Origin of the sequence: Flagellimonas spongiicola, from assembly GCF_023502425.1 — a bacterium.
GTDB lineage: Bacteria > Bacteroidota > Bacteroidia > Flavobacteriales > Flavobacteriaceae > Flagellimonas > Flagellimonas spongiicola.
In genome coordinates, this window is the sequence record NZ_JAMFMA010000003.1 from 338,509 (window position 1) to 360,919 (window position 22,411).

Below are 22,411 nucleotides of genomic sequence, written 5' to 3' on the forward strand. Positions count from 1 at the left end.
GGCTGTTAATAGTATCTAGGATTTGAAGATACTAATTTGTCGCAAAATTAGACAACCGATCGGGTCTTAACTTTAGCCTATGTTTTAATGCGCACTTAGACATAAATCCGATACACTATTTCATATCCGTTCTATCTCTTTATAGATGATTCTTTTTGAACGCTCGAATACTTCACCGCCGAATTCTTCATTGTTCAAAGAAATTGTAGAAATATCAGTTATACCCATAATACCGAAAATGAAGTTCAAGTAGGTCGTCTGGAAATTCATATGTGCGTTTTTTTCATTTTCACCATATCCGGTATCTCCACGACTGGACAGAATAAACATTTTTTTATTCTTAAGAAGTCCAACATAATCCCCATCAGGCTTACCTGAGCGAAATTTCCAAGTTTCATTAATTCTCATAAGTTGGTCGATATAGGATTTTAAACCACTGGGAATTGACCAATTATACATAGGAGTCCCGATTACATAAATATTATGATCCTTAAATTCATTGACCAGTTGGTTGCTCAATTTAACACCTAACTGGTTTTTTTCAGTTCTGTCCGAAGGCTTGATAAAAGCGCTGGCAATCCATTTTTCATCAACTGCTGGGATTGTTTCCAAGCCAACTTCTCGATGGGTAAAAATGTCATCAGGATTTTTCTTTTTCCAGTTTTCTACAAAAAGTTGAGTCAATTTTCTGCTATGCGATTTTTTGTTTCTCACACTCGCATTAATTATCAGTATTTTATTCATTTTACTCGATTTTGATTTACACAACAAAGTTCCAAATCGAAAAAGTGAAAAAAATTGATATAGTTTAAGATTACTGCTTTTTTGTTCGGATACGACTCAAAAACTCGGCAGTAATGCCCAAATACGAGGCAATTAAATAGTTGGGTACCCGTTCTGCTATTTTGGGATAGGTTGCTATAAAATCGAAGTACCTTTTTTCTGCATCCATGACATTGTTGATGATTAATCTTCGCTGTAGACTTCCAACATAGCCTTCAAGAATAATTCTAAAAAAGCGTTCAAGTTTGGGAATTTGGTGAAGCATATCCTGAAATGCATCATATCGGATTTGAAGAATTTCCGTACTCTCGATTGCTTGTATGTTGTAGGCAGAAGGTTTTTGTGTTCGAAAGCTCTCGATATCAGTTGCCCACCAATTCTCTATCGCAAAGTACAGTACTTCTTCTTTCCCACTTTCGGTATTTATAATATAGGCCTTTAGCGCTCCTTTTACCACAAAGTTGTCGGTCCGACAAGTTTCACCATTCCTGAGAATATAGTCGCCTTTGTCAAGTGATTTATTGCTCCAAAACGTCTTTATCAAATTTTCCTCATCAGAATTTAATTCAACGTGTTTGGAAATTGAATTAATAAGACTTTCAGTCATTTTAATAGTGAATAATGGTGCGCATCTAAATTAATTCCCACGTGGCCTAAAATGATTGAAATGAGAACACTCAATACCTCCAACTGGTCAAATCAGCCCCACTTGGTGCAACGTTTTGTACTCTATCTACATATTTTTTGATGAACATTTGATGGTATCGCAGTCTGCTGATATGATTTACATTGTCATGATCTCCATTCCAGCAATGCTCCGCTCTATCCCCATAGTCCACTTCTCCGTTATAATAGGGTGCCGTGGTTTCAGAGAGGATTTCTTCGGCCAAATAAACGGCATTGTTCAAGTAGTAATTATCCATATCCCCGCAGTACAAGTGGATTTTGTTTTTCCAATCCTCTCCGTGTTTTGCCCAATCTCTTTTGAGGATATAGGCAAGGTCATAATTTTCTTTCCAATAGGCTGCCACTTCCTTATCAATTTCTCCGGTTAAGCGGTCCCAGATTCTTTTGGGATAACCCTCATCATCTACAGGGGAATATGTTGCTTCCCAAATATCCCACTGCTGACCAGAACGTCCTTTTGATCCCAACACCAATTCTCGATAGTTCATATCCTTCAGCGTGGCATCTACATTCCCTAAATAATCGCGATGCCCTGCTACCAGTGTTTTTCGGAATGTTCCTTCTTGGTAGTAGGCATTGTCATCATCATAGATGTTTACCAAACAGTAAGCCCTAAAATCTATTGGGTCAGGGCAGGCCGCAAAGCACATACCGTATTCCGTAGGATACTTAACTTGAACGGCAAGTGCTTCCCATCCTCCGGTACTTCCGCCATAGACAAATCGTGACCATCCTTCTCCAATTCCCCTAAACTCTGCTTCGATATGGGGAATAAGTTCGTAGGTGATCGCATCGCCATAAGGACCCTGAGCGGCACTGTTTACTGCATAGGAATCATCATAGTAGGGGGTTGGGTGTTGTATTTTGATGGCGAGAACCCTCGGAAAATCTGGACCGGTCCATGTTTTATAAAAATCATAGGCTTCTTGCTGAACAATACGATTATACCCGTCCACATTGAAACGCTCACTATATTCTGACTTAAGGTCAGGGTCTGGTGGCGTAGTTCGGAATCCTCCAAAATCACTTGGAAAATGTCCGTGCATTATAGCGAGCGGATATTTTACATCGGGATGTGACTCCCATCCTTCAGGTAATAATACATGCGCGCCCAAATACATATCTCTGCCCCAAAACTCACTCAGTAATTTACTATTGATTTTTATATGTTTGATGTATTTAGTGTCTTCGGGCTCCGCGATAGGGGGAATTTTTTGGTCTAAGTTTAGCGTAAGATTTGGCAGCTCTCCATTATTGATGGTAATTTTCTGTGGAGTGGAGTAAAGATTCCCAGGAGCACGGTTCCATTGCTGACCTTCACCTCTGTCCATTGGCAATTTTACTATATGTCCATCGGCGCGTTCAAAGGTTTCATATTTATGGAAAAGTGCCTGCACATAATAATCTCCAGAGGGTAAATCTTGAAAATTATCAATCGGGTAACCAAATGCATCACAGTTAAATTGTTGTGTCTCGTTTGGCTTCCAATTCAATACATCCATACCAAAGCCTTGACAGGTTTTGGCATCATCCCTAAGCTGAAATCGAGGTTCGGTTTCTATCCCTTCAGAAATCAAGAGAATCAAACGTCCGTCCAACGCTTCTTCGTAATGCTCTGAAGGATAGGCAAGTTGAATGTTAACTGTTGCTTTGTCGTTGGTTACAACAATACATGAGGTAGTAAATAATGCAAAAAAGACAGTAAGCAGTGCAGCTACAGAAGATGGTTTTTTCATTTTTTGATGGTTTTCATGTTTGTTTTGTTATCAATGGTAATCCCACTGTACTATTTCGAAAAAATCATTTCCAAACCTTTCGCGTATGAGTTTCTGTAAGGTCTCGTCATCCAATTCACCAGCAACCTCAGGACTGGTTTCCATTAAAAAATTCCTGAACTGGTTTAGAATAGTATCTCCAAATAATTCATGAAGTTTTTTTGCTCTAAAAAAAAACTGGGTTTGATACCAACCGTAGTTTTGTCCTGCTTGCATAATCGTGAAATAATCATTCTCAAATTGACTTAAAGTCTTGAATTTTAGATTATCCCATTGTTTTCCTTTTGACATTACAGATTGCAGTACATCCATACGGTTGAACACCATTTCCGAATCGAGACTCCTTGCTGCCCCAACTTGACATAAATTGCCGAACAATTCATTTAACCACTTGCGTTGGGAGTATTTGCCAGTTCTGTAGAACTGATACAAATGCCCCAATTCATGCAAGGAAAGTGCATCTCGGTAAAAAAGGTCAAGATCTATGTCTTCCCCAAAGTGTTTTTTAAGGAGTTTATGGACTGGTTCAGGTGCATTTTTAATTCCATTTTCCGCATTAAGTGCAATCACGGATTTACCAAGACCTAAAACCATGTTACCTTGGTAGTATGCTTGAGGCATTCCAGGTGGAGGTGAAAATGCATACTTGTCCCAATTTTCACTATCAATAAAAAGTACTGCAAACTTGAGATTCTCGCTAAAAACGTTATCAAAATATTTTTTTGACGTGTCAAGTAATAAAATACTATTATTTATGTTTTTCGGTTCTTCTAAGGAAGCATATACTTCAAATTCATCAGTTAGTTCTTGTTTAAAGAGTCCTTCATGCTTAGATCTATCAATCCAATTTGACTCTCTTTTCTCACAGGAAATAAGCGCAGTGAATAGCAAGAAGATAAATCTAAGCTTCATATTTGTTTTTAACTGTAGGTTGGTAATTCAGTTTAAATACTGAAAACGAACTGGTTGATTCAACGCAATTAGTAGCTCCATTTAAAAGTAGTTATTTTTAAATTGGATATGCATTGCTCGGAAATTCGTACAATATCAGAATGTTGGTTAGTCCCGTAATTGAAACAAGATGTCCATTATTTCAATTTTTGGTGCTTCGGTTACTTCATAGGCTTCAGGAATGCTTTTAGCCAAATCCGATTCGCGGAATAGTCGAAGTGATTCTGCAGAATCCCAAACGTAAATACCACCATAGTGGCCTGGCTGATCCTTTTTTACATAATATTTTTGAATGAGCCCTGGAATGGCTTTGAATTTGGACTCTCTTTCCTTGGCCTTATAAAAAAGGACATCCTCTTGTAGATTGGATTTTAAACTAACAAACTGTAAAATCATGATTATCGATGGTTTTTATAGTAGTCATATATGTGCACCATTTTAATCAGGAGCCATCAGTTTCCTTTAATTTTATGGTGTTTCTCAAGAATTTCAAGGATTTTGTTTTTGGGGATTGACTTCACTTCATGACCATCCCTACCGGTCATTGTCTCAGCCGCAAACAAGGAGTTTAAGATTGCTTCTTCCGTGGCTTCAATAGTGGCAAGAAAGAGAGGTGACATGGCCTCGTTTCGCATTACCTTGGATTCCCTGTGTATTTCTTCACTTGAATATGGAATTAAATTTTTCTTTGCTGTGGAAAGGGCAATAACGTAATCTCCGCTACCATTGGATGCTATCCCTCCAGTTTTTGCCAAGCCCATAATGGCTCGTTTAGCCAGTCGCTCCAAATTTCTTGAATCCAGAGGGGCATCTGTAATGACCACTATCATACAGGACCCATCTACGTCATATTTGAATTGGGAAGGATAATTGTTCAACTCCTTTGCAACTGGTGCACCGTTGATTTCCAAAACGCCTCCAAAGTTGGACTGTACCAATACACCTACGGTGTAACCTCCAAATTTATCGGTTACTACACGTGACGCTGTTCCTATTCCACCTTTATATTGAAAACACACAGTACCTGTTCCCGCCCCAACATTTCCTTCATCCACGGGACCACTGCTAGCCTTATCTATCGCATCAAGCACATGGTCTTGCGTGATGTGTCTTCCCCGGATATCATTTAACCAACCATCATTGGTTTCGCCAACAATGGAATTAACAGAGCGTACATTTGGATTGGCATTTAGGGTATAGCTTATAAGGGCATCGCTGGCAACAGGAACACTAAGTGTATTGGTCAAGACAATAGGCGTTTCTATATTCCCTAATTCCTTAACCTGACTGTATCCTGCCAACTTTCCAAATCCATTTCCGATATAGATGGCCGCGGGAACCTTTAATTGAAATAAATTTCCAGAATGTGGTAAAATTGCCGTTACGCCTGTTCGTATATGTTCCCCTTTATATCGGGTAGTGTGTCCCACTTTGACACCTTCAACATCGGTAATTGCATTGTTTTTTCCAGTTTTTAAAACACCAATCTCAATTCCATAGTCACGTAACCTTTTGTTTTGCGAATAAACATTGTGGGAAATCAAAATTGCGATTACCCACGCCATGGTAGCTGTTCTCATTTCAAACTTTTCACTGTTGGTGTCAAAAGGATTCCGCTTAAATGCTGGATAGAATCCATTCTCCTAAAAATAGTGAAATAATACCTTGAAAACTGATTAGCAGCTTGATATTATGACTGGTAGTGGCTTTGAATTTTCAATTAACGCCTGCAGTGGATTATTATTTAGAGTTTCCTTGGCAACAATACCAACAAAGAAGAGAAGCTTTACTTATGCTTAAAATTTTATTAGGACAGGAAGATGGTCTGAGGGGTATAGATTAATCTTTCTTTTATCGTCTATAGCCCTATAGCTGCTTACCATTATGTTGCGTACAAAGATATAATCAATTCTTTTTGTGAGCACTTTTTGAGTGTCAAACGCATTGAATGTACCGATAGGACCATAACTGCCATCAATGTTCTCGGAAAAACAGTCTTTTAGATGTTGGGACAATATCTTTATGGGCTTATCCATGGGCAAGCAATTTAAATCCCCCATTACGATAATCTGTTCATCTAGCAATTGATGTTGGTTCAGGTACTTCATAAGTAGTTCTGCGGATTTTTCCCTGGCTTTTGCTCCAAGATGGTCAAAATGACAATTGAAAACATGAATGGTCTCCCCACTTTCCTTGTTCTTGAAGCCACCATATACAACGATCCGATTTAAACTTGCATCCCAGCCTATGGATGGTTTATCTGGAGTTTCGGACAACCAGAACAATTCACTTTTCAATAGCTGGTATTTATCCTTATTGAAAAATAACGGGACGCCTTCACTATTCGTGCCAATGCCGTCCCTGCCATGTCCAATATGATCATAATCTTGAAGTTTGCTGGCAATAAAATCACTTTGATGTGGTAATGCTTCTTGCAATCCGAAAAAATCAGGGTGGTAATGGTTTAATAGAGTCACAACCTCACTTTTTCTAAATTCCCACCAATTTTCCCCATCGTCTGGATTGTCGTATCGAATATTGAATGACATCACCTGGGTTTGTCCAATTAAGGAAAAATGGATCATCATTAAAAAACAAAAAAGGCTAAGTGATTTTGAAAATTTCATCGTGTTGGTATTGTGAATGGATTGCTTTAGACCGCAAAGGTATGGTAAAGCACTTTTTGAAAATAGATGTGGCTAATCGCCTAGTTCCAAAATCAGTTCAGATATGAAAAATTCGGCAGCATTTTTTTCACCTCTTGGGGCATAAAGAACATTGTTTTTTGGATTGAATTCAATATCCCCAAAGTAGGCATCGGTTTGCAGCAACTTAATAATGTTTTCTTTTCCGTTAAAATAATAAAGGCCGCTGTTTTCTACCGTTGTTAAAAAATAGCCACCCTGACCATCCGGGCTAATGCCATCAAAGTCCTTTATCATCGGGTTCAATGGCAATAAGGCGATTTCTTTGGAACCCAAATCAATGCTACTGATATCCAATCCAGCTACAACTAGCTTATCATTTTGAAAACATATCCCATTTGCCAATTTAAGCTTTTCTGGTTCTTTAAGCCATTGCTCCAAAACGCCATTGTTTAGTTTGAAGATGGAATGTACGAATGAAGCGGAAACGAAGACTTCCCCCTTTTTAGTAATAGCAACATCGTTTAAACCTGAATTGGAAATTGGTTCAGCAAAACGATTAATAATCTTCCCATTCTTGGTATTTATTTGCACAAGAGAATTGACATCGGCGACATACAAAATGGAATCATAAATGGCCATTCCAGTTGGTCTATTGAGGCCAGTTACCCATTTCAGGTCCATTAGCTGACCTTCTTTGGAAATTTTGGAGATAAAGCCGTTGCTACCTGGTTTATAATCCAAACCATTGGAAACATAAAAAACCTGATTCAGGTTATCATAGGTGATACTTTCTACGTTCAGAAAACCATGATGATTCCAGTTTTTTGAGGAAGGAATATCCCAACTTCGAGCTGTCTGATCCGATTGGTTTTTACAGCCAATCAGTATAAGAACTAAAGATAATATTATCAATCTTTTATTCATATCCAAGGCAATAGGTTTTCATTTCAACTATTTTTTCATTGCAGATGCATTTTCATTCCTTCGTGGGTTGCTTTAAACCCAAGGTCTTCATAAAATTTAATGGCTTTCGGACGTTTTTTGTCTGTTGTGAGCTGAATTAAATGTGCGTTTCGCTTTCGGGATTGGTCAATGGCCCATTCGAACATTGTTTTCCCAATTCCCAGGCCCATGTGGTCTTTTCGTATTCGAACTGCTTCAATTTGAGCTCGTATGCCGCCCCGGTAGGTAAGATATTGTATAAATGACAATTGCAAGGTTCCAATGATTTCAGATTTCTCGTTTTCAACAACGATCAATTCCTGATTTGGGTCCTTGTCAATATTTTCATAGGCTTGAAGATATGCTGTGGGCAATGGGATTTGAAAGTTTTCACGTGTTTTCCCCAGTTCATCATCCGCAATCATTTGGACTATTTCGTTTACATCATTTCTGGTAGCTTTTCTGAAATTCATTTTAAGATTTTCTAATGGTCACTAAAAACAAAAGGTCTCGGTTATACTTTAATTTAACCGAGACCTTTTGACTATAATAATTCTGTTTTCATGTTCACATCGAAAACAAAAAACCTTACTTCTCCGTACCCAGGATTATTGGTCCGTCAGTGTTACTATGCATCGTGTTTTGAAAGTTGGAAATCTCATTGTTTTTGAATTGATTCCATGCTTGTTGAACGGCTTGCCATTCGCCATGTAACTTCTCATACACTTCCACGTATTGATTTGCCGGTTTGAAGTCGGCAACAGCAATAGTGCCCGCTAAGTAATTCAATTTTTCCATGAGCATACCTGGTAATCGAATCTGATCTTGACCTTTGCCTGTATGCTTTAATTGCAGCATCTTATTCTCAATTTCTGTCGCCGTACTATCCAGTTTTTGAACTTGCTCAGCTTTATCACCGGAAACAAGAGGAAGCATGTCTTTCAGTTGTCGCCGAATTTTTTCTGCCTCATTCACGGTTTTTGAAATCGCCTCATAATCGCTTCGGATTTTATCCAAAAGCTCTTTCTGCGCATCGATGTCACTTGCAGTTCCCTCTGTATTGGGATCCTTCATCAAATTAAAACTCTGACGCTGTACTTCATCACCAACTTGAAGACTTACAGTGTAGGTTCCTGGACTCGCCATTAGAGACATAGGTGGCACCAATGATTTCCGGGTTCTTTTTTCTGATAGTTGAATCCAAGGTGCATATAGGGGTTTGGTCCGTAAAACCAATTTGGTACTTGGGTCTTCCTTAAAGTCCCACCATACACGATTAATTCCCGGTTTCCCTTTATGTTTAAGGGTTCTAACTGTTTTGCCATCTGCATTGGCGATAACAAGGGAAACGCTGTCTTTTGCTTCTCCCGATTGCCAGTAATGAAGCGATGTACCCGCTGGTGGGTCATCCCCAAAAGAAGCTTCCTTAAAGAATTGCATTACCATAGAAACCGGCTGTAATCGATATGCATTCTTCGGTTTGAATAAATGCAGGGCAGAATTTTTCACATCTCCATTAAATTGCTGAAGTGGTGTTACATCATCTAAAATCCAAATTCCACGACCATAGGTGCCCACTACTAAATCATTGAAATGTTCAGGAATGTCCATCCAATACATAGGGCTAGAGGGTAAATTGGTCATTAGGGATTGCCAATTGGCGCCTTTATCCAAGGAGAAGTACAAGGCATTCTCGGTTCCCAAATAGAGCAAATTAGGATTTATTGGATCTTCCTTGATCATGCGACAATAGCTCAATTTTCCACGTTCTATTCCTGCAGTGATTTTTGTCCAACTTTTTCCATAATCAGTGGTTCGGTAAACATAGGGGTTAAAATCGCCCATCTCATGGGCGTCCACGGTAAGGTAAGCTGTCCCCTCTGCATGCTTGGAAGCCTCAATATTCCGCACAGCACCGTAACTTGGCATTGAAGGGATTTTTGCGGTAACATTGCTCCAATTGGTACCATTGTCTTGACTCATATGTACCAACCCATCGTTGGTACCGGCCCATAACAGGCCTTGTTTCAATGGGGATTCTTCCAATGCATAAACCACATTGGCATATTCCACCCCAATATTGTCGCCTGTAAGACCTCCTGAAAACTGCTGTTTGCTTGGGTCATTAAGGCTTAAATCTGGACTGACGATTTCCCAGTTTTGCCCACCATTGGTTGTTCGATGTACATATTGACTTGCCACATAAACGGTGTTGTTGTCATGTGGTGAAATGAGCAATGGGAAAGTCCATTGGAATCTGTATTTGACATCAGCTGCTGGCATACCTGCGGTCAGTTCTGGCCATACTTCAACCTGTCTAAATTGCCCTGAATTTTCATTGTAACGTGTAACTACGCCACCTAGTGCACCAAATCCAGATGCACTGGACCAAACGATATTTGGGTCCGTAGGGTCAGCCGTGGCAAAGCCACTTTCCCCACCACCTACATCATGCCATAGGCCTGTTGGGATAAAACCGCCAAAAAAGCTTTGCATTCTACTTCTACTTGGACCTTTCATGGAAGGGCCATCCTGTCTGTTGGTAAGAACGTTGTAAGGTACGGCAGTATCTGTGGTTACATGGTATAACTGCGCTACGGGCAATTGGACTCTATGCCATGATTTCCCACGGTTATGGCTTATGGATAGGCCACCATCACCTACCACAATCTGTCGGTTACCATTGGTGGGGTCAACCCACATTTCGTGATGGTCCCAATTGGGTGCTGTTCCTGGGGCTGCAAGTGAGGCTGTTTTACCACCATCGATACTGGTAGCGTATGCGGCAGAAAAGAAATAGATTTCATTGGCATTGTCAGGTGATGCCGTACACCTGGTATAATAGGCTCCACGTCCTGTGAGGTCTCTATCTGAATTGATTAATGCAAAGGTATTTCCTCTGTCTTCGGAACGCCAAAGTTCTCCGGTATTTGTAGGTTCACCGCCCAATGGAATCCCATCTCCTGTTTCAATTAAGGCGTATAATCTTCCTTGTTGGGCAGGAGTCATTGCCAACGCAATTTTGCCCACTTCACCTTTTGGAAGGCCTTTACTTTTTAATTTTTCCCAGGTTTCGCCACCATCAAGAGATCGATAAATGCCACCACCGGGTCCTCCACTTGTGCGTGTCCATGGGCGTATTTCCAAGGACCACATTCCAGCAAAAAGAATCCGAGGATTATAAGGGTCCATAACCAAATCCGAAGCTCCGGTGCGTTTGTCCACATGAAGTACTTGATTCCAAGTCTTTCCACCATCCGTCGTTTTGTAGATTCCACGCTCTTGTTGTGGGGTATAGCCATGCCCTAAGGCTGCCACATATGCTACTTCAGGATTTGTGGGATGTACTATGATTCTACTGATTCGTCCTGTGCTTTCCAGACCAAGATGTGTCCAATTGGCTCCGCCATCAGTTGATCGCCAAACACCGTTTCCTATGGAAACATTTGAACGAATAAAAGATTCACCCGTGCCGGCGTAAACTACTTCAGGTTCACTCGGAGCCAAAGCAAGCGCACCAATGGAATGTACCCGTTGTTTATCAAAAACAGGCTTCCAGTTGAGCCCACCATCTACCGTTTTCCAAATGCCCCCAGAGGCAGCACCTACATAATAGGTCATAGGGTCGCCCGCAGCACCAGTGACAGAAATTATTCGATTACCAATTGGGCCAATATGACGGAATTTCAGTTGATCCATCTGTTTGGCGGGAAGCTGTTGGGCAGCAACATTAAGGGGGAGGAATAAGATAAAGGCTAGGAAGCCTAGGATAGTTGTTTTCATATGAGGATGTGTGTCGGTTACAATTTCCCTAAGCTAGTAAAAACTAGCATCATACGAAAGCCTTATATGCGAAAAGAACTATCTCTAAACCGTAGTGCTTGTAGTGAGTTCCTGTAAGGATTTTAATCGTTATAGTTCAAATTGAATAAGTGTAATATTACATTTAATTTTTTAAGCGTGGAGACGTTTTCTCTATCAGTTCAAGTGGTTTATCCAAAAAGGAATGTGGAATCCATTTTCTTTATTCCGAAAGATTTAATTGCCAAGAAATGCCATATTTATCTTCGCACCATCCAAATTTTTTACCAAATCCGTAATCGCCAATGCCTCTGTAATTGTCTAGTGGAACCATAACCTGTCCATCATTTGAAGAAAGTGCTTCGAACAGCGTTTGAATCTGGTCTTCGGTGTCACAGGATACAAAAATGGAAACTCCAGGAGTAAAAGACCAAGCGTGATCATAATTACTTTCTGAAACCATATATTCTACATCGTTTAAGATAAACACGCCATGTTTAATAAGTTCGGGTGTTCCTCCAGCCTCTCCTTCTGAGTATTTGATTATGTTTTTTACTTCAGAATTGGGGAAGATGGATACATAGAAATTAATAGCTTCTTCTGCCTTGCCACAATATTCACCTACAAATGTTAAAAATGTAGTTGTTTTCATTTTTTCATAAGCTTTGGTTAAATCAAATTTGTCCTGCTTTAAATGTGAAGCTGTTTTTGAAGTTCTAATTCATGGTCTTAATTTAGTGCTTTTCGATTAGTTTGCTATGTAGATTGGAATGGATTTATGCAAAGGGTTTTTATTCCAACATGAAAAAACCAAGAGAATAGACTCTGGCCTGCACGCTATTTTCTGTACTATTTTTCACTGCGTATTGATAAAAGTATCTTCAAAAAACCTTTTCCACTCTCCGTCGACCATTTTTTCGCCGTATTCTTGAAAGCCACCATCTGTGGTTCCGGTGAAAAAAAACCGCGTTTTTTCATCACGCCAAACGATAAGTTGTCCACCCTTAAATTCCGCAGGGTATACTGTTGCACCGTCTTTTGAAAAGCGATGGTAGTAGTATTTCTGGTCTTTTTCATCGTAATTGATAATGGTATGGAGCTGCAAAAACTCGGTATTCAAATCGATTACCAAAATGGACCTGTCCAAATCGTAAGCTATATTCTCGTAGGCCGCACCTTCTTTGGTAACCACCCCATTGCTAATGATTTTTGTAGTACCTACCCATTCTCCGACCAAATAGTTGAGTTGTGCCATCTTTTCTTTGGCTGTAGTTTGTGCGAATAAGGAATGAATCAAGAAAATCAGTGCGAAAAAACATAGGTGTTTTGAAGCTTTTTGATGGCTCATAGGTGGTGGTTTAATGCTGGGTCCTGCGATTTTGGTTCGGATTAATTGCTTTCATTTGTTTTGGATGAACCAACCAATAGTTTTTGTATTTGAATGAGTTCCCCTTTTGTTAAATGGCGCCATTTACCGATGGGAACATCCAAATCAATATTCATGATGCGATAACGTTCCAATTTTGAAACCTTGTTCCCAAGATGTTCGCACATCCTTCTGATTTGTCTGTTTAAACCTTGGGTGAGGGTGATTTTAAATTCAAATTTACCAACCTGCTCAACAAAACACTTTTTGGTCACCGTTCCCAAGATTGGTACGCCATTGCCCATTTTTTTGATAAACGATTGCGTAATTGGTCGAGTTACAGTAACCAGGTATTCCTTTTCATGATTATTCCTGGCGCGAAGAATCTTATTTACAATATCGCCATCATTGGTCAACAGAATTAATCCCTGACTGTCCTTGTCCAGTCTTCCAATCGGAAAAATACGTTCAGGGTAATTGATAAAATCAATGATATTGTTTTTCTCTCTTTTGGTATCAGTGGTGCAAACAATGCCCCTAGGTTTGTTGAAGGCAAGGTAAACTAGTTTATCGATCTTGGCGGAAATCAGTTGACCATCCAATCTAATTTCATCACCTGCGGAAACCTTGCTGCCCATTTCCGCAACCTTGCCGTTTATGGTAACCCGTTTTTGCTCCACAAACTTATCAGCTGCCCTGCGGGAACAATACCCAACTTCACTAAAGTACTTGTTGATGCGAACTGCATGTTTTTCTCCCATGACTATAAATGATAGTGTATTCGTTTACTATGATTTGGATAAGGATTCATAAATATTAATTTGGTCTTAGGAGAATCGTTAAAATAGCAACGTTCTGGCTAAAATGTCGTGCAACGGTTAGGTTGGTTGGGCATGCATTTTAGCTCTTGTTGTAGCACGTTTTTATTTTAATATTTTCTCAATCGAGTCTCTGTCAACCTTCAATCTTTCCAAGATGAATTGGGCAAATCGCTTATTTGATTTTTTGTATTTATCAAAATCATCCATTAGCCCTGAAACATAAAGCCGTTCGTTTACAGTCATTCCACCGATTCCATTCAAATCTGGTTTTTCAAGAGCACTCATGATTTTTTGCTGAAGTTCTCTCCATTCTTGTTGCCTTCTAATTCGAGCAATTATATCTGAGTCCTTATCTCCATGAATGTCTCTCATTTTGTAATCGGCTTCCGCTGGGTTGTCGGGATTGACAAATTGGTTAATGCTCAAATTGAATAGAGCCTGACCAAATCGCAGTTCGGGGTCTCGATTCAGTGCTTCTTCGATTGCATTTAAGATTATTCTATGCTCTTTAGTCATTCCTGAATGAAACACAACGTTTTGTATAAGAAACGTTGCCATCCCGCAGGGTGGTTATGTTTTTTATACCTTGTTGTATGCCGTTTTATTTTTAAAAGTATCCATCAGTTAGTACAGAACCCTCCTCTGGGTCTTCATCATTAAGCATAGATTCAATGTGATTGAGAAACCTTGTAAAGACATTAGCATCATAAGGGTTACTTTCTAAATAGTTCTTAAAACTATCTGCATTTGCAACTCTGCCTGCCGAAGTTGAGTAATTTTTTCTGATGTTAGAGCTTATTCGTTTAGCCTTTCTCAAAATTAATACTTCATCAATGTCTGTTGGTGCTGTACTTACTGGGGTCATGTCTAACCATTCACATAATAGAAAGTATTTTGAACCTGGTATAGCTGTTTTTACATCATGTGCAGTTGCATTTGCTTCCTGAAACATTGTTTTATCAAGGTTCGTTTTACATTCTGAGGTTACATAACCTAAGTAGGCATCTTTAGTCTCATATTCTGTAAACGTATCATTGTGCGAAGTTCTAATAAACAATTTTTTGGCTATGGCAAAGTCTTGGTCTTTAGTTCTGATTTCAACTCCACCACCTTTTTTAGTATCATTAAGAGTTGACTTAAAGTACATTGCAGAGAAACACTTTCGAGGACCAAAGACAATAGTATTATTCAAAGATGGAAATTTCTTTGAGGTCAAATGAGGTAGAAATTCTTCAATTACGGTATTATCAAGTTTTAATTGTCCTTTCTGTCTGTAGAGAAAATCATTAGGGCTACAGAAGATTAAGTCATAATCTATATAGAACTTGTAATCATTAAATAGTTGAATCAAATCAGGGATTAACGATTCACTATCGTTGTCAATATTTGAAATATCGGCAATCCATTGATTATATTTTTGAATTGCTTGTTGTAACCTAGGCTTTTCATTTGCTGGTAACTTTTCGTTTTCAAGAGCTGCTTTTAGCTTATCGAGATGAGGAGTTGGTAAACTCATATTAATCTTTTGAATATATAATTGATGGTTCTACACTAGTGCCCTTTTGAATAGCTTCTTTCAAATCTTCAAGGCTTTCGTCAGGAGCATATTTTAATGCTTTTTTCAGGTAATTAATTCCTATTTCTTTTGCTGATTTAATAGATGATTCTTTGAAATTAAAGTCTATTGAAAATCGAAGAATCTCTTCATAAATTTCTAATCCAAATTTATTCCTAAACATTCTTGGTTGTTCTCCTACCAATCTAAATCCTAGCAAGTTGGCGACTTCAGTTAGAAGTTTTGCATTAGAAAATGATGTTTTACGAACAGATGATTCACGTCCAACAATGAAAATGATTTTCGCATCTGGCTTACAAATTCTTTTTAAGTCTTCAAAAACTTGGAAAATGTCCATTGCATATTGAACAACTGTCAAAAATCTATTGGACCTGAACTTTCGATTTGAACCTATTTCTGATTTTGCTACTCTAAGAACATTATATCCTGTAGCTTCTACTGACCTCCTATAGTTTTGATGATAATTAAATACGTTTATATATGGAGGAGAAGTAATAACAAAATCTATTGAATTATTCCTGATTTTTGATTTTCGGGCATCTCCAAGAAATATGTTTATTTCTTTATTAGTCTGAGGTAGGCTTTTAATTTTTGATTTAAGATTTTCCCATGCTACTTGCAATTTTCCGTGCGTTAGCTTTTTTTGCTCAAAATCTAGCCCTATTATCAATGCATTTATTATTAATCCATTGATTGAATCTTTATTCTCATTTAGAGCTGTTACCAGCTCATTTTTAAGGTCATTTAAATCTTTGCCTTGTGCATTATTAAATAAATCCTCAAGTGGGAAATAATCAAGAATGAGGTTTTCAACAAATTCAATTGATGAGTTGAGTATGTCTCTGTCAATTTGAGTTAATCTATAAATTGAAGCTAAGCCGAAGGCTGCTGGATTTAATTCTGTACCAAAAGCTTTTAAATTAAATAGGGCTGATTCAAGAAGTAAAGTTCCACTACCACAAAAAGGGTCATACATTACATCATTTTCCCCAGAATAATTCTCAATTAGAGATTCAATTAATTGTGGAGAAAATTGACCTCTCCAAGCAAAAAGATTACTTCTTTTTTTGTCCGCAATGTCTACCAATTCCTTTGGTAAATCTTCTTCAAGTGATTTCTTTAAAGTTGTATGTTCTTTTATCTCAAGCATTCAAGCACTAATTTTTTGTTGAGATTAATAATTCTCTAACGTCTAAATCCAAAACTTTAGCTATTAGAAACAATGTTTCTACCCTTGGTTGCATCTCATTTCTGCACCATTTTGATACTGTTGTTCGGTTCATTTCTAATTGGTCAGCTAACCAATTATTAGTTTTTCCTTGTTCAGCTAAAACAGCCTTTATTCGGTTGAAAACTTCTTTATCCATGATGAATTATTATCGTTCAAAGCCAAATGTAATGACTTCATTTTTAATGTTAATGGCATTATTTTATGCTTTTTAGTATTCAATTAAATATTTTTAATATCTTTGTTATGCTTTAAAAGCATAAAATAAACCTATTAAGGTTTTTTTTGAATATTTTAAAAACATAATATTATGAGCAAAAGATATACCAAAGCAGATTTAGAAGAAATTGTTTACAGACAACTAGAAAACTTAAATGCTATGCACGATTTATTGAGCATTATGAAAGTCCAAAATGATTTAATCCAAAGTATCAACCAAACACTCAGGGAAGAAATCGGTCAATTCAAAGAGCAACAGTTCAAATATCCGACAAGTAGAAATTCGAAGTGATTACGGTCCAAATATTTTTAATGAGTGGTTAGTTTTTCCACAATGGTATACAACGGTCTCGTATAACCGTCAGTTACGGGTTTATATGCTTTAATTTTCGGTTTGGCACTGACGTTCGCAATTCCGAGTGGATTCTGACGTAGTCGAATCCGCCGTAATTGCGGTTATACATTGTTGTAAGTAGTTTTTTATTCATTCCACAACTCTTTTTTCAAATTCAAGTTCGTTGTATTCAGGGTTATTTTCCGAATAATTAATTTCAAACTTATCTCCAATTTTTATAGATTCCTTTTTTATCGTCAGTTTTTGATTTTCGGTATATTTTTTTCCGTTTACTATAAATTCATATTGCACAAAAAAACCTCTCTGAAACCTTTCTTCGATTTCAGTAATGGTTCCGACTGTAATTTTTGAATTTTTAAGTTCACTCTTTTCCTTTAAACTGCTCCAAAATCCGATTCCTATTAACGAAATGATAAACACAATTAAAATCTGAAATTGCCATTTATTTTTCCTCTTTTTTTCTTTCAATTCAATTCGATTTATTTTTTTGAGTGTGGTTTTCGAAAATTACTTACAACTATTGGATATAAAGACTATTCCGTATATCCCTTCATATTTGTACTAAATGTACTACTTATTTATACATTTTCTATATATTGCCAATGGTATGTCGGTGCGGGATTTTATGAAAATATTGGAGGTTAAAAGGTATAGTGATAATACAATCAATAGCTATGCCTCTATTGTTAAACTTGCAAGACATTTTTTTAAAAAACCGCTGGACCAAATAAATGAAACAGAGCTTCACCGTTATTTCTATTTTATGGTGCATACGAAAAAGGTTTCCTATTCTTACCAAAAACAAATTGCACTTGCATTAAAACTCTATTACAAGGAAATGTTTAACAAAAACATTAATCTAGAGTTTTTGTTTCCAGCTAGAAAGCCACAAAAATTACCTGTCATCCTTTCTAAAAAAGAGGTAATGCTATTAATACAAAATGCAAATAACGCCAAACACAAGTGTATGATTGCACTTACTTATAGTGCTGGATTGCGTATTGGAGAGCTTTTAGCGTTGAAAATTAGAGATATTGATTCCGATAGGATGGTCATCCATATAAGAAACGCAAAAGGAAATAAGGATAGGATCGTACCCTTAGCTGAAAAAATTGTTGGGAAATTACGTAGCTATTATAAGGAGTTTTTACCAAAAGAATATCTTTTTGAAGGACAAAAAGGAGGTAAGTACAGTGCTTCCAGTCTCAATAAGTTGCTCAAACTTGCGGCAAAAAGAGCGAAGATCAGTAAAAATATTACTACTCACAGCCTTAGGCATAGTTATGCCACGCATCTTTTGGAAAAAGGAACAGACATTCGAGTAATTCAAAAACTTTTAGGGCATAATTCCATTAAGACCACAATGATTTATACGCATGTAACGGAGCCAACTCTCCTAAATATCACAAGCCCATTTGACGATTTGTAATGGTTCTTCAATCATCAAGAAATAAAAATCCCTGAAAATCTTAAGACTTTCAGGGATTATGTACTCTAGGCGGGAATTGCCTATTTTGTCTTCGAACTTTTACAAATTATAATTTGCCCAACTCCTCAAACAAAAAAAGCCGTAAACTAGGTTACGACTTTTCTACTAATTGGTACTCGAGGCGGGACTTGAACCCGCACGGCCACAATGGCCATTGGATTTTAAGTCCAACGTGTCTACCAATTCCACCACTCGAGCATTGGACTGCAAAAAAAAACTCCACTCTTGTGCTGTGAGCGGAGTTGAAGTCGAGCGAAAAACGGGATTCGAACCCGCGACCTCCACCTTGGCAAGGTGATGCTCTACCAACTGAGCTATTTTCGCATTTACAAGAACTAGCACCCATTTTTCCGGTGCGGATGCAAATTTAATATATTTCTTTAAATGCGAAAGAATTTTTTAGGAAGAAGCCGTTTTCTTTTTACTCAATAACCGCTTTATCTCATTTAATTTCATCAAAGCCTCCACCGGCGTCAAGGTATCTATGTCCAAATGAAGGATTTCATCCTTGATTTCCTCCAATAGTGGATCATCCAGATTAAAGAAGCTGAGCTGCATTTCATTTTGGCTCGCCTGAAGCGTATCCGAAATCTCATCACTGGAATGCGACTTTTCCAATTTTTTCAGGATTTTATTGGCCTTTTGGATGACTTGTTGGGGCATGCCCGCCATTTTTGCCACATGGATTCCAAAACTATGCTCGCTGCCACCGGGCACCAATTTTCGGAGAAAGAGTACATTGTCCTTCAATTCCTTAACCGAAACATTGTAATTTTTGATGCGATCAAAGGTGTTACACATTTCATTCAGTTCGTGGTAATGGGTGGCAAATAAGGTTTTGGCCTTGGCCGGATGTTCATGCAGGTACTCAGAGATGGCCCAGGCAATGGATATTCCATCATAGGTGCTGGTTCCTCTTCCAATTTCATCCAATAAGACCAGACTCCGTTCCGAAAGGTTGTTCAAAATCGATGCAGTCTCGTTCATTTCCACCATAAAGGTGGATTCGCCCATACTGATGTTGTCACTGGCACCTACCCTCGTGAATATCTTGTCCACAATACCCAAATGGGCCTCCGAAGCAGGAACAAAACTTCCCATCTGGGCCAAAAGAACGATCAAGGCAGTTTGCCGCAATATGGCCGATTTACCACTCATGTTGGGTCCCGTGATCATAATAATCTGCTGCGCCTCTCGATCTAGGTATACATCATTGGTCACATAACTTTCCCCAAGGGGCAATTGCTTTTCTATTACCGGATGTCGCCCATCTTTAATATGGAGTTGGGTGGAATCCGATAGTTGCGGTTCCACATAATCGTTTTCCCGGGCCAGCTGGGCAAAACCACAAAGGCAGTCCAACTTGGCAATCAAGTAGGCATTGCGCTGCACCGGACTGATGAATTCCTGCATCCAGACCAATAACTGCTCAAACAATTGCTGCTCCAATTGAAGGATACGTTCTTCTGCACCCAATATCTTGGCCTCGTATTCCTTGAGTTCCTCCGTAATATAGCGTTCCGCATTCACCAAGGTCTGTTTGCGTATCCATTCCTCTGGGACTTTGTCCTTATGGGTGTTGCGCACTTCAATATAGTATCCAAAAACATTGTTGGAAGCTATTTTCAGGCTAGTGATACCTGTACGTTCGGTTTCCCGTTCCAACATTTTATCCAGGTAATCCTTGCTGGAAAAAGCCAAGTTTCGCAATTCATCCAATTCCTCGGAATAACCATCCGCAATGGTTTTGCCTTTGGCAAGGTTAACCGGGGCATCCTCATCCAAAATCGTTTTGATTTTGGTGCGCAAACTTTCACAAGCGTCCAATTCCAAACCTATTTGCTGTAAGGAAGTGTTCGGACTTTCTTGGGCAAGTTGTTTGATAGGCACCAAGGCTTCCAAAGAGTTTTTCAATTGTATGACTTCCTTGGGGTTGATTTTACCTGTGGCCAATTTGGAGATCAAACGCTCCAGATCACCCATGGGTTTGATCCAATGCTGAATTTTCTCCAAAAGCGTGTCATCAGCTTTTAGATGGGAAACCACCTGATGCCGTAGTTGTATTTTTTCTAGGTTTTTGAGCGGAAGGGCCAGCCAGCGTTTAAGCAGTCTACCACCCATGGGCGACAAGGTCTTGTCGATAATGTCCAAGAGGGTCACCGCATTCAAGTTGGTGGAATGGTAGAGTTCCAAGTTTCGGATGGTAAATCGGTCCATCCAAACATATTCCTCCTCTGCAATCCGCTGGATTTTATTGATATGCTGCAGTTGTTTGTGCTGCGTTTCCGATAAATAGTGCAGAACTGCTCCTGAGGCGATGATGCCTTGGGTCAAATGGTCTATCCCAAAACCTTGTAATGATTTGGTCTTGAAATGCCCATTTAGACTTTCAAATGCATAATCCTCCTGAAAAATCCAATCTTCAAGAAAAAAACTATGGAAATGCGGACCGAAAACCTCCAAAAACTCTTTTTTATGGCTTTTGGACACCAAGATTTCATTAGGAGCAAAATTCTGTAATAGTTTGTCCACCTGTTCCGAGCTACCCTCAGCGGTTAGGAATTCCCCCGTGGAAATGTCCAAAAAAGAAACGCCCAATCGGTTTCGCCCAAAATGAACCGCACAAAGGAAATTGTTATCCTTGGCGGTCAAAATATCATCATTTAATGCGACACCCGGAGTAACCAATTCGGTAACCCCCCGCTTTACAATGCTTTTAGTCATTTTTGGGTCTTCCAACTGATCACAGATGGCCACCCGCTGTCCTGCTTTTACCAATTTTGGTAAATAGGTGTTGAGCGAATGGTGCGGAAAACCTGCCAATTCCGTTTTATCGCCCCCATTGTTTCTGTGGGTCAAGATAATGCCCAAAATCTTGGAGGCCTTTACGGCATCTTCCCCAAAAGTCTCGTAAAAATCGCCTACACGGAATAGCAATAAGGCATCAGGATGTTTGGTCTTGATGGTATTGTATTGCTGCATTAAAGGAGTAACCTTCTTGGATTTGGATGAAGCTGCCAATTGCTCTTATTTGAAATTAGAAAGATGCGATTCAAACGAATGTAGCCTTTTCCACCTTTTTCCAAAATTATTGTTGATATTTTTGCCGGGATAGTTGAAAAATATGAAACGGAAACTGGAAAACAGCGAATTGGGAAGATTGGATGTGGAGGCTTTTAAAAAAGTGGAAAAGTCGCGAATCATTGTGGTTTTGGACAATATCCGAAGCTTGAATAACATCGGATCCGTTTTTCGTACCGCAGATGCATTCTTGGTACAGAAGATCTATTTGTGCGGGATTACGGCCACGCCACCACATAAGGATATTCGCAAAACTGCCTTGGGTGCCACAGAAAGTGTGGATTGGGAATACCGAGATTCAACGCTGCCTTTGATTGAAGAGTTAAACACCAAAGGTATCAGGACCATTGCTGTAGAGCAAGCGGAAACTGCTATTATGCTGGATGCATTCGAACCGAATATGGGTGAGACCGTTGCCTTGGTTTTTGGTCATGAGGTAAAAGGAGTTTCCCAGGATGTGGTTTCGGTCTGTAAGGAGGTTTTGGAAATTCCGCAATTTGGGACAAAACATTCATTGAATATCTCGGTAAGTGCAGGAATTGTTGTTTGGGATATTTGGAACAAACAGAACGGTCAAAAAACAAAAAAGCCCTGAAAAATCAGGGCTAAACATATAGTTTGAGTTAGTTAGTTTCTCGTTTAGAGAGGTCTAATAAAATAAAACCATTCGTTATATCCAAAATTTTTTC

22 protein-coding genes and 2 tRNA genes are annotated in these 22,411 nt (G+C 38.8%); 3 read left to right on the plus strand and 21 right to left on the minus strand.

All coding sequences use genetic code 11. From position 1 onward, the window contains the following. Nucleotides 1-120: 120 nt before the first annotated feature. The 17 genes from M3P19_RS13015 to M3P19_RS13095 form a co-directional block, all read right to left on the minus strand. Nucleotides 121-744, minus strand: coding sequence for an FMN-dependent NADH-azoreductase (locus M3P19_RS13015; RefSeq protein ID WP_249658123.1), 624 nt, complete (start codon nt 742-744; stop codon nt 121-123). 70 nt (nt 745-814) lie between these two features. Further along, on the minus strand, nt 815-1,390 hold the full coding sequence (locus M3P19_RS13020; RefSeq protein ID WP_249658124.1) for a Crp/Fnr family transcriptional regulator: 576 nt from the start codon (nt 1,388-1,390) through the stop codon (nt 815-817). Nucleotides 1,391-1,460: 70 nt separating this feature from the next. Next, nucleotides 1,461-3,206, minus strand: coding sequence for an alpha/beta hydrolase-fold protein (locus M3P19_RS13025; protein WP_249658125.1), 1,746 nt, complete (start codon nt 3,204-3,206; stop codon nt 1,461-1,463). Between the two features lie 30 nt (nt 3,207-3,236). Beyond that, the gene (locus M3P19_RS13030; protein ID WP_249658126.1) at nt 3,237-4,157 is read right to left on the minus strand and encodes a hypothetical protein; all 921 of its coding nucleotides are present in this window, start codon (nt 4,155-4,157) and stop codon (nt 3,237-3,239) included. Nucleotides 4,158-4,304: 147 nt separating this feature from the next. After that, the gene (locus M3P19_RS13035) at nt 4,305-4,592 is read right to left on the minus strand and encodes a YdhR family protein (protein ID WP_249658127.1); all 288 of its coding nucleotides are present in this window, start codon (nt 4,590-4,592) and stop codon (nt 4,305-4,307) included. A 56-nt stretch (nt 4,593-4,648) separates the two neighbouring features. After that, nucleotides 4,649-5,776 (minus strand): DmpA family aminopeptidase, encoded by a 1,128-nt coding sequence (locus M3P19_RS13040; RefSeq protein WP_249658128.1) that lies wholly within the window; start codon nt 5,774-5,776, stop codon nt 4,649-4,651. Nucleotides 5,777-5,992: 216 nt separating this feature from the next. Further along, nucleotides 5,993-6,745 (minus strand): endonuclease/exonuclease/phosphatase family protein, encoded by a 753-nt coding sequence (locus M3P19_RS13045; protein ID WP_249658129.1) that lies wholly within the window; start codon nt 6,743-6,745, stop codon nt 5,993-5,995. A 150-nt stretch (nt 6,746-6,895) separates the two neighbouring features. Further along, complete coding sequence (locus M3P19_RS13050; protein WP_249658131.1) at nt 6,896-7,768, minus strand: NHL repeat-containing protein; 873 nt, start codon at nt 7,766-7,768, stop codon at nt 6,896-6,898. Nucleotides 7,769-7,803: 35 nt separating this feature from the next. After that, nucleotides 7,804-8,259, minus strand: a complete 456-nt coding sequence (locus M3P19_RS13055; protein WP_249658133.1) for a GNAT family N-acetyltransferase — start codon at nt 8,257-8,259, stop codon at nt 7,804-7,806. Nucleotides 8,260-8,374: 115 nt separating this feature from the next. Beyond that, nucleotides 8,375-11,569: a WD40/YVTN/BNR-like repeat-containing protein gene (locus M3P19_RS13060; protein ID WP_249658134.1), complete on the minus strand. Its 3,195-nt coding sequence runs from the start codon at nt 11,567-11,569 to the stop codon at nt 8,375-8,377. A 241-nt stretch (nt 11,570-11,810) separates the two neighbouring features. Continuing rightward, nucleotides 11,811-12,239 carry a VOC family protein gene (locus M3P19_RS13065; RefSeq protein ID WP_249658135.1) on the minus strand — a complete coding sequence of 143 codons (429 nt, stop codon included), beginning with the start codon at nt 12,237-12,239 and terminating at the stop codon, nt 11,811-11,813. Between the two features lie 204 nt (nt 12,240-12,443). After that, a complete protein-coding gene (locus M3P19_RS13070) occupies nt 12,444-12,935 on the minus strand; it encodes a hypothetical protein (protein ID WP_249658136.1) in 492 nt (163 codons plus the stop codon). 41 nt (nt 12,936-12,976) lie between these two features. Next, nucleotides 12,977-13,714: a 23S rRNA pseudouridine(2604) synthase RluF gene (rluF, locus tag M3P19_RS13075; protein ID WP_249658137.1), complete on the minus strand. Its 738-nt coding sequence runs from the start codon at nt 13,712-13,714 to the stop codon at nt 12,977-12,979. A gap of 162 nt (nt 13,715-13,876) precedes the next feature. Next, a complete protein-coding gene (locus M3P19_RS13080) occupies nt 13,877-14,332 on the minus strand; it encodes a hypothetical protein (protein WP_249658138.1) in 456 nt (151 codons plus the stop codon). Nucleotides 14,333-14,381: 49 nt separating this feature from the next. Further along, the gene (locus M3P19_RS13085) at nt 14,382-15,290 is read right to left on the minus strand and encodes a Bpu10I family restriction endonuclease (RefSeq protein ID WP_249658139.1); all 909 of its coding nucleotides are present in this window, start codon (nt 15,288-15,290) and stop codon (nt 14,382-14,384) included. Between the two features lies 1 nt (nt 15,291). Beyond that, the gene (locus tag M3P19_RS13090; RefSeq protein WP_249658140.1) at nt 15,292-16,500 is read right to left on the minus strand and encodes a DNA methyltransferase; all 1,209 of its coding nucleotides are present in this window, start codon (nt 16,498-16,500) and stop codon (nt 15,292-15,294) included. Nucleotides 16,501-16,507: 7 nt separating this feature from the next. Continuing rightward, nucleotides 16,508-16,717, minus strand: coding sequence for a helix-turn-helix transcriptional regulator (locus M3P19_RS13095; protein WP_249658141.1), 210 nt, complete (start codon nt 16,715-16,717; stop codon nt 16,508-16,510). Nucleotides 16,718-16,888: 171 nt separating this feature from the next. Here M3P19_RS13095 and M3P19_RS13100 point away from each other — a divergent pair, with 171 nt between their 5' ends. Next, nucleotides 16,889-17,089, plus strand: coding sequence for a hypothetical protein (locus M3P19_RS13100; RefSeq protein WP_249658142.1), 201 nt, complete (start codon nt 16,889-16,891; stop codon nt 17,087-17,089). Between the two features lie 192 nt (nt 17,090-17,281). Here the strand turns inward: M3P19_RS13100 and M3P19_RS13105 are convergent, their stop codons facing one another. Further along, complete coding sequence (locus M3P19_RS13105) at nt 17,282-17,620, minus strand: hypothetical protein (protein ID WP_249658143.1); 339 nt, start codon at nt 17,618-17,620, stop codon at nt 17,282-17,284. Between the two features lie 97 nt (nt 17,621-17,717). Here M3P19_RS13105 and xerA point away from each other — a divergent pair, with 97 nt between their 5' ends. Beyond that, nucleotides 17,718-18,581 carry a site-specific tyrosine recombinase/integron integrase gene (xerA, locus tag M3P19_RS13110; RefSeq protein WP_249658144.1) on the plus strand — a complete coding sequence of 288 codons (864 nt, stop codon included), beginning with the start codon at nt 17,718-17,720 and terminating at the stop codon, nt 18,579-18,581. Nucleotides 18,582-18,751: 170 nt separating this feature from the next. Here the strand turns inward: xerA and M3P19_RS13115 are convergent. The 3 genes from M3P19_RS13115 to mutS all read right to left on the minus strand — a co-directional run bounded on the left by M3P19_RS13115 (nt 18,752) and on the right by mutS (nt 21,623). Further along, nucleotides 18,752-18,839: transfer RNA gene (locus M3P19_RS13115), tRNA-Leu, on the minus strand. A gap of 53 nt (nt 18,840-18,892) precedes the next feature. Beyond that, nucleotides 18,893-18,965 (minus strand) — tRNA-Gly (locus M3P19_RS13120). A gap of 75 nt (nt 18,966-19,040) precedes the next feature. After that, on the minus strand, nt 19,041-21,623 hold the full coding sequence (mutS, locus tag M3P19_RS13125; RefSeq protein WP_249658470.1) for a DNA mismatch repair protein MutS: 2,583 nt from the start codon (nt 21,621-21,623) through the stop codon (nt 19,041-19,043). 142 nt (nt 21,624-21,765) lie between these two features. On the opposite strand from mutS, the gene M3P19_RS13130 reads away from it, so the two are divergent. Next, nucleotides 21,766-22,317: an RNA methyltransferase gene (locus M3P19_RS13130; protein WP_249658145.1), complete on the plus strand. Its 552-nt coding sequence runs from the start codon at nt 21,766-21,768 to the stop codon at nt 22,315-22,317. Nucleotides 22,318-22,411: the final 94 nt, after the last annotated feature.

Coding starts and splice junctions, on each gene's coding strand:
- M3P19_RS13015 (WP_249658123.1), bottom strand. CDS start 744: ATGAATAAAATACTGATAATTAATGCGAGTGTGAGAAACAAAAAATCG.
- M3P19_RS13020 (WP_249658124.1), bottom strand. CDS start 1,390: ATGACTGAAAGTCTTATTAATTCAATTTCCAAACACGTTGAATTAAAT.
- M3P19_RS13025 (WP_249658125.1), bottom strand. CDS start 3,206: ATGAAAAAACCATCTTCTGTAGCTGCACTGCTTACTGTCTTTTTTGCA.
- M3P19_RS13030 (WP_249658126.1), bottom strand. CDS start 4,157: ATGAAGCTTAGATTTATCTTCTTGCTATTCACTGCGCTTATTTCCTGT.
- M3P19_RS13035 (WP_249658127.1), bottom strand. CDS start 4,592: ATGATTTTACAGTTTGTTAGTTTAAAATCCAATCTACAAGAGGATGTC.
- M3P19_RS13040 (WP_249658128.1), bottom strand. CDS start 5,776: ATGAGAACAGCTACCATGGCGTGGGTAATCGCAATTTTGATTTCCCAC.
- M3P19_RS13045 (WP_249658129.1), bottom strand. CDS start 6,745: ATGTCATTCAATATTCGATACGACAATCCAGACGATGGGGAAAATTGG.
- M3P19_RS13050 (WP_249658131.1), bottom strand. CDS start 7,768: ATGAATAAAAGATTGATAATATTATCTTTAGTTCTTATACTGATTGGC.
- M3P19_RS13055 (WP_249658133.1), bottom strand. CDS start 8,259: ATGAATTTCAGAAAAGCTACCAGAAATGATGTAAACGAAATAGTCCAA.
- M3P19_RS13060 (WP_249658134.1), bottom strand. CDS start 11,569: ATGAAAACAACTATCCTAGGCTTCCTAGCCTTTATCTTATTCCTCCCC.
- M3P19_RS13065 (WP_249658135.1), bottom strand. CDS start 12,239: ATGAAAACAACTACATTTTTAACATTTGTAGGTGAATATTGTGGCAAG.
- M3P19_RS13070 (WP_249658136.1), bottom strand. CDS start 12,935: ATGAGCCATCAAAAAGCTTCAAAACACCTATGTTTTTTCGCACTGATT.
- rluF (WP_249658137.1), bottom strand. CDS start 13,714: ATGGGAGAAAAACATGCAGTTCGCATCAACAAGTACTTTAGTGAAGTT.
- M3P19_RS13080 (WP_249658138.1), bottom strand. CDS start 14,332: ATGGCAACGTTTCTTATACAAAACGTTGTGTTTCATTCAGGAATGACT.
- M3P19_RS13085 (WP_249658139.1), bottom strand. CDS start 15,290: ATGAGTTTACCAACTCCTCATCTCGATAAGCTAAAAGCAGCTCTTGAA.
- M3P19_RS13090 (WP_249658140.1), bottom strand. CDS start 16,500: ATGCTTGAGATAAAAGAACATACAACTTTAAAGAAATCACTTGAAGAA.
- M3P19_RS13095 (WP_249658141.1), bottom strand. CDS start 16,717: ATGGATAAAGAAGTTTTCAACCGAATAAAGGCTGTTTTAGCTGAACAA.
- M3P19_RS13100 (WP_249658142.1), top strand. CDS start 16,889: ATGAGCAAAAGATATACCAAAGCAGATTTAGAAGAAATTGTTTACAGA.
- xerA (WP_249658144.1), top strand. CDS start 17,718: ATGTACTACTTATTTATACATTTTCTATATATTGCCAATGGTATGTCG.
- mutS (WP_249658470.1), bottom strand. CDS start 21,623: ATGCAGCAATACAATACCATCAAGACCAAACATCCTGATGCCTTATTG.
- M3P19_RS13130 (WP_249658145.1), top strand. CDS start 21,766: ATGAAACGGAAACTGGAAAACAGCGAATTGGGAAGATTGGATGTGGAG.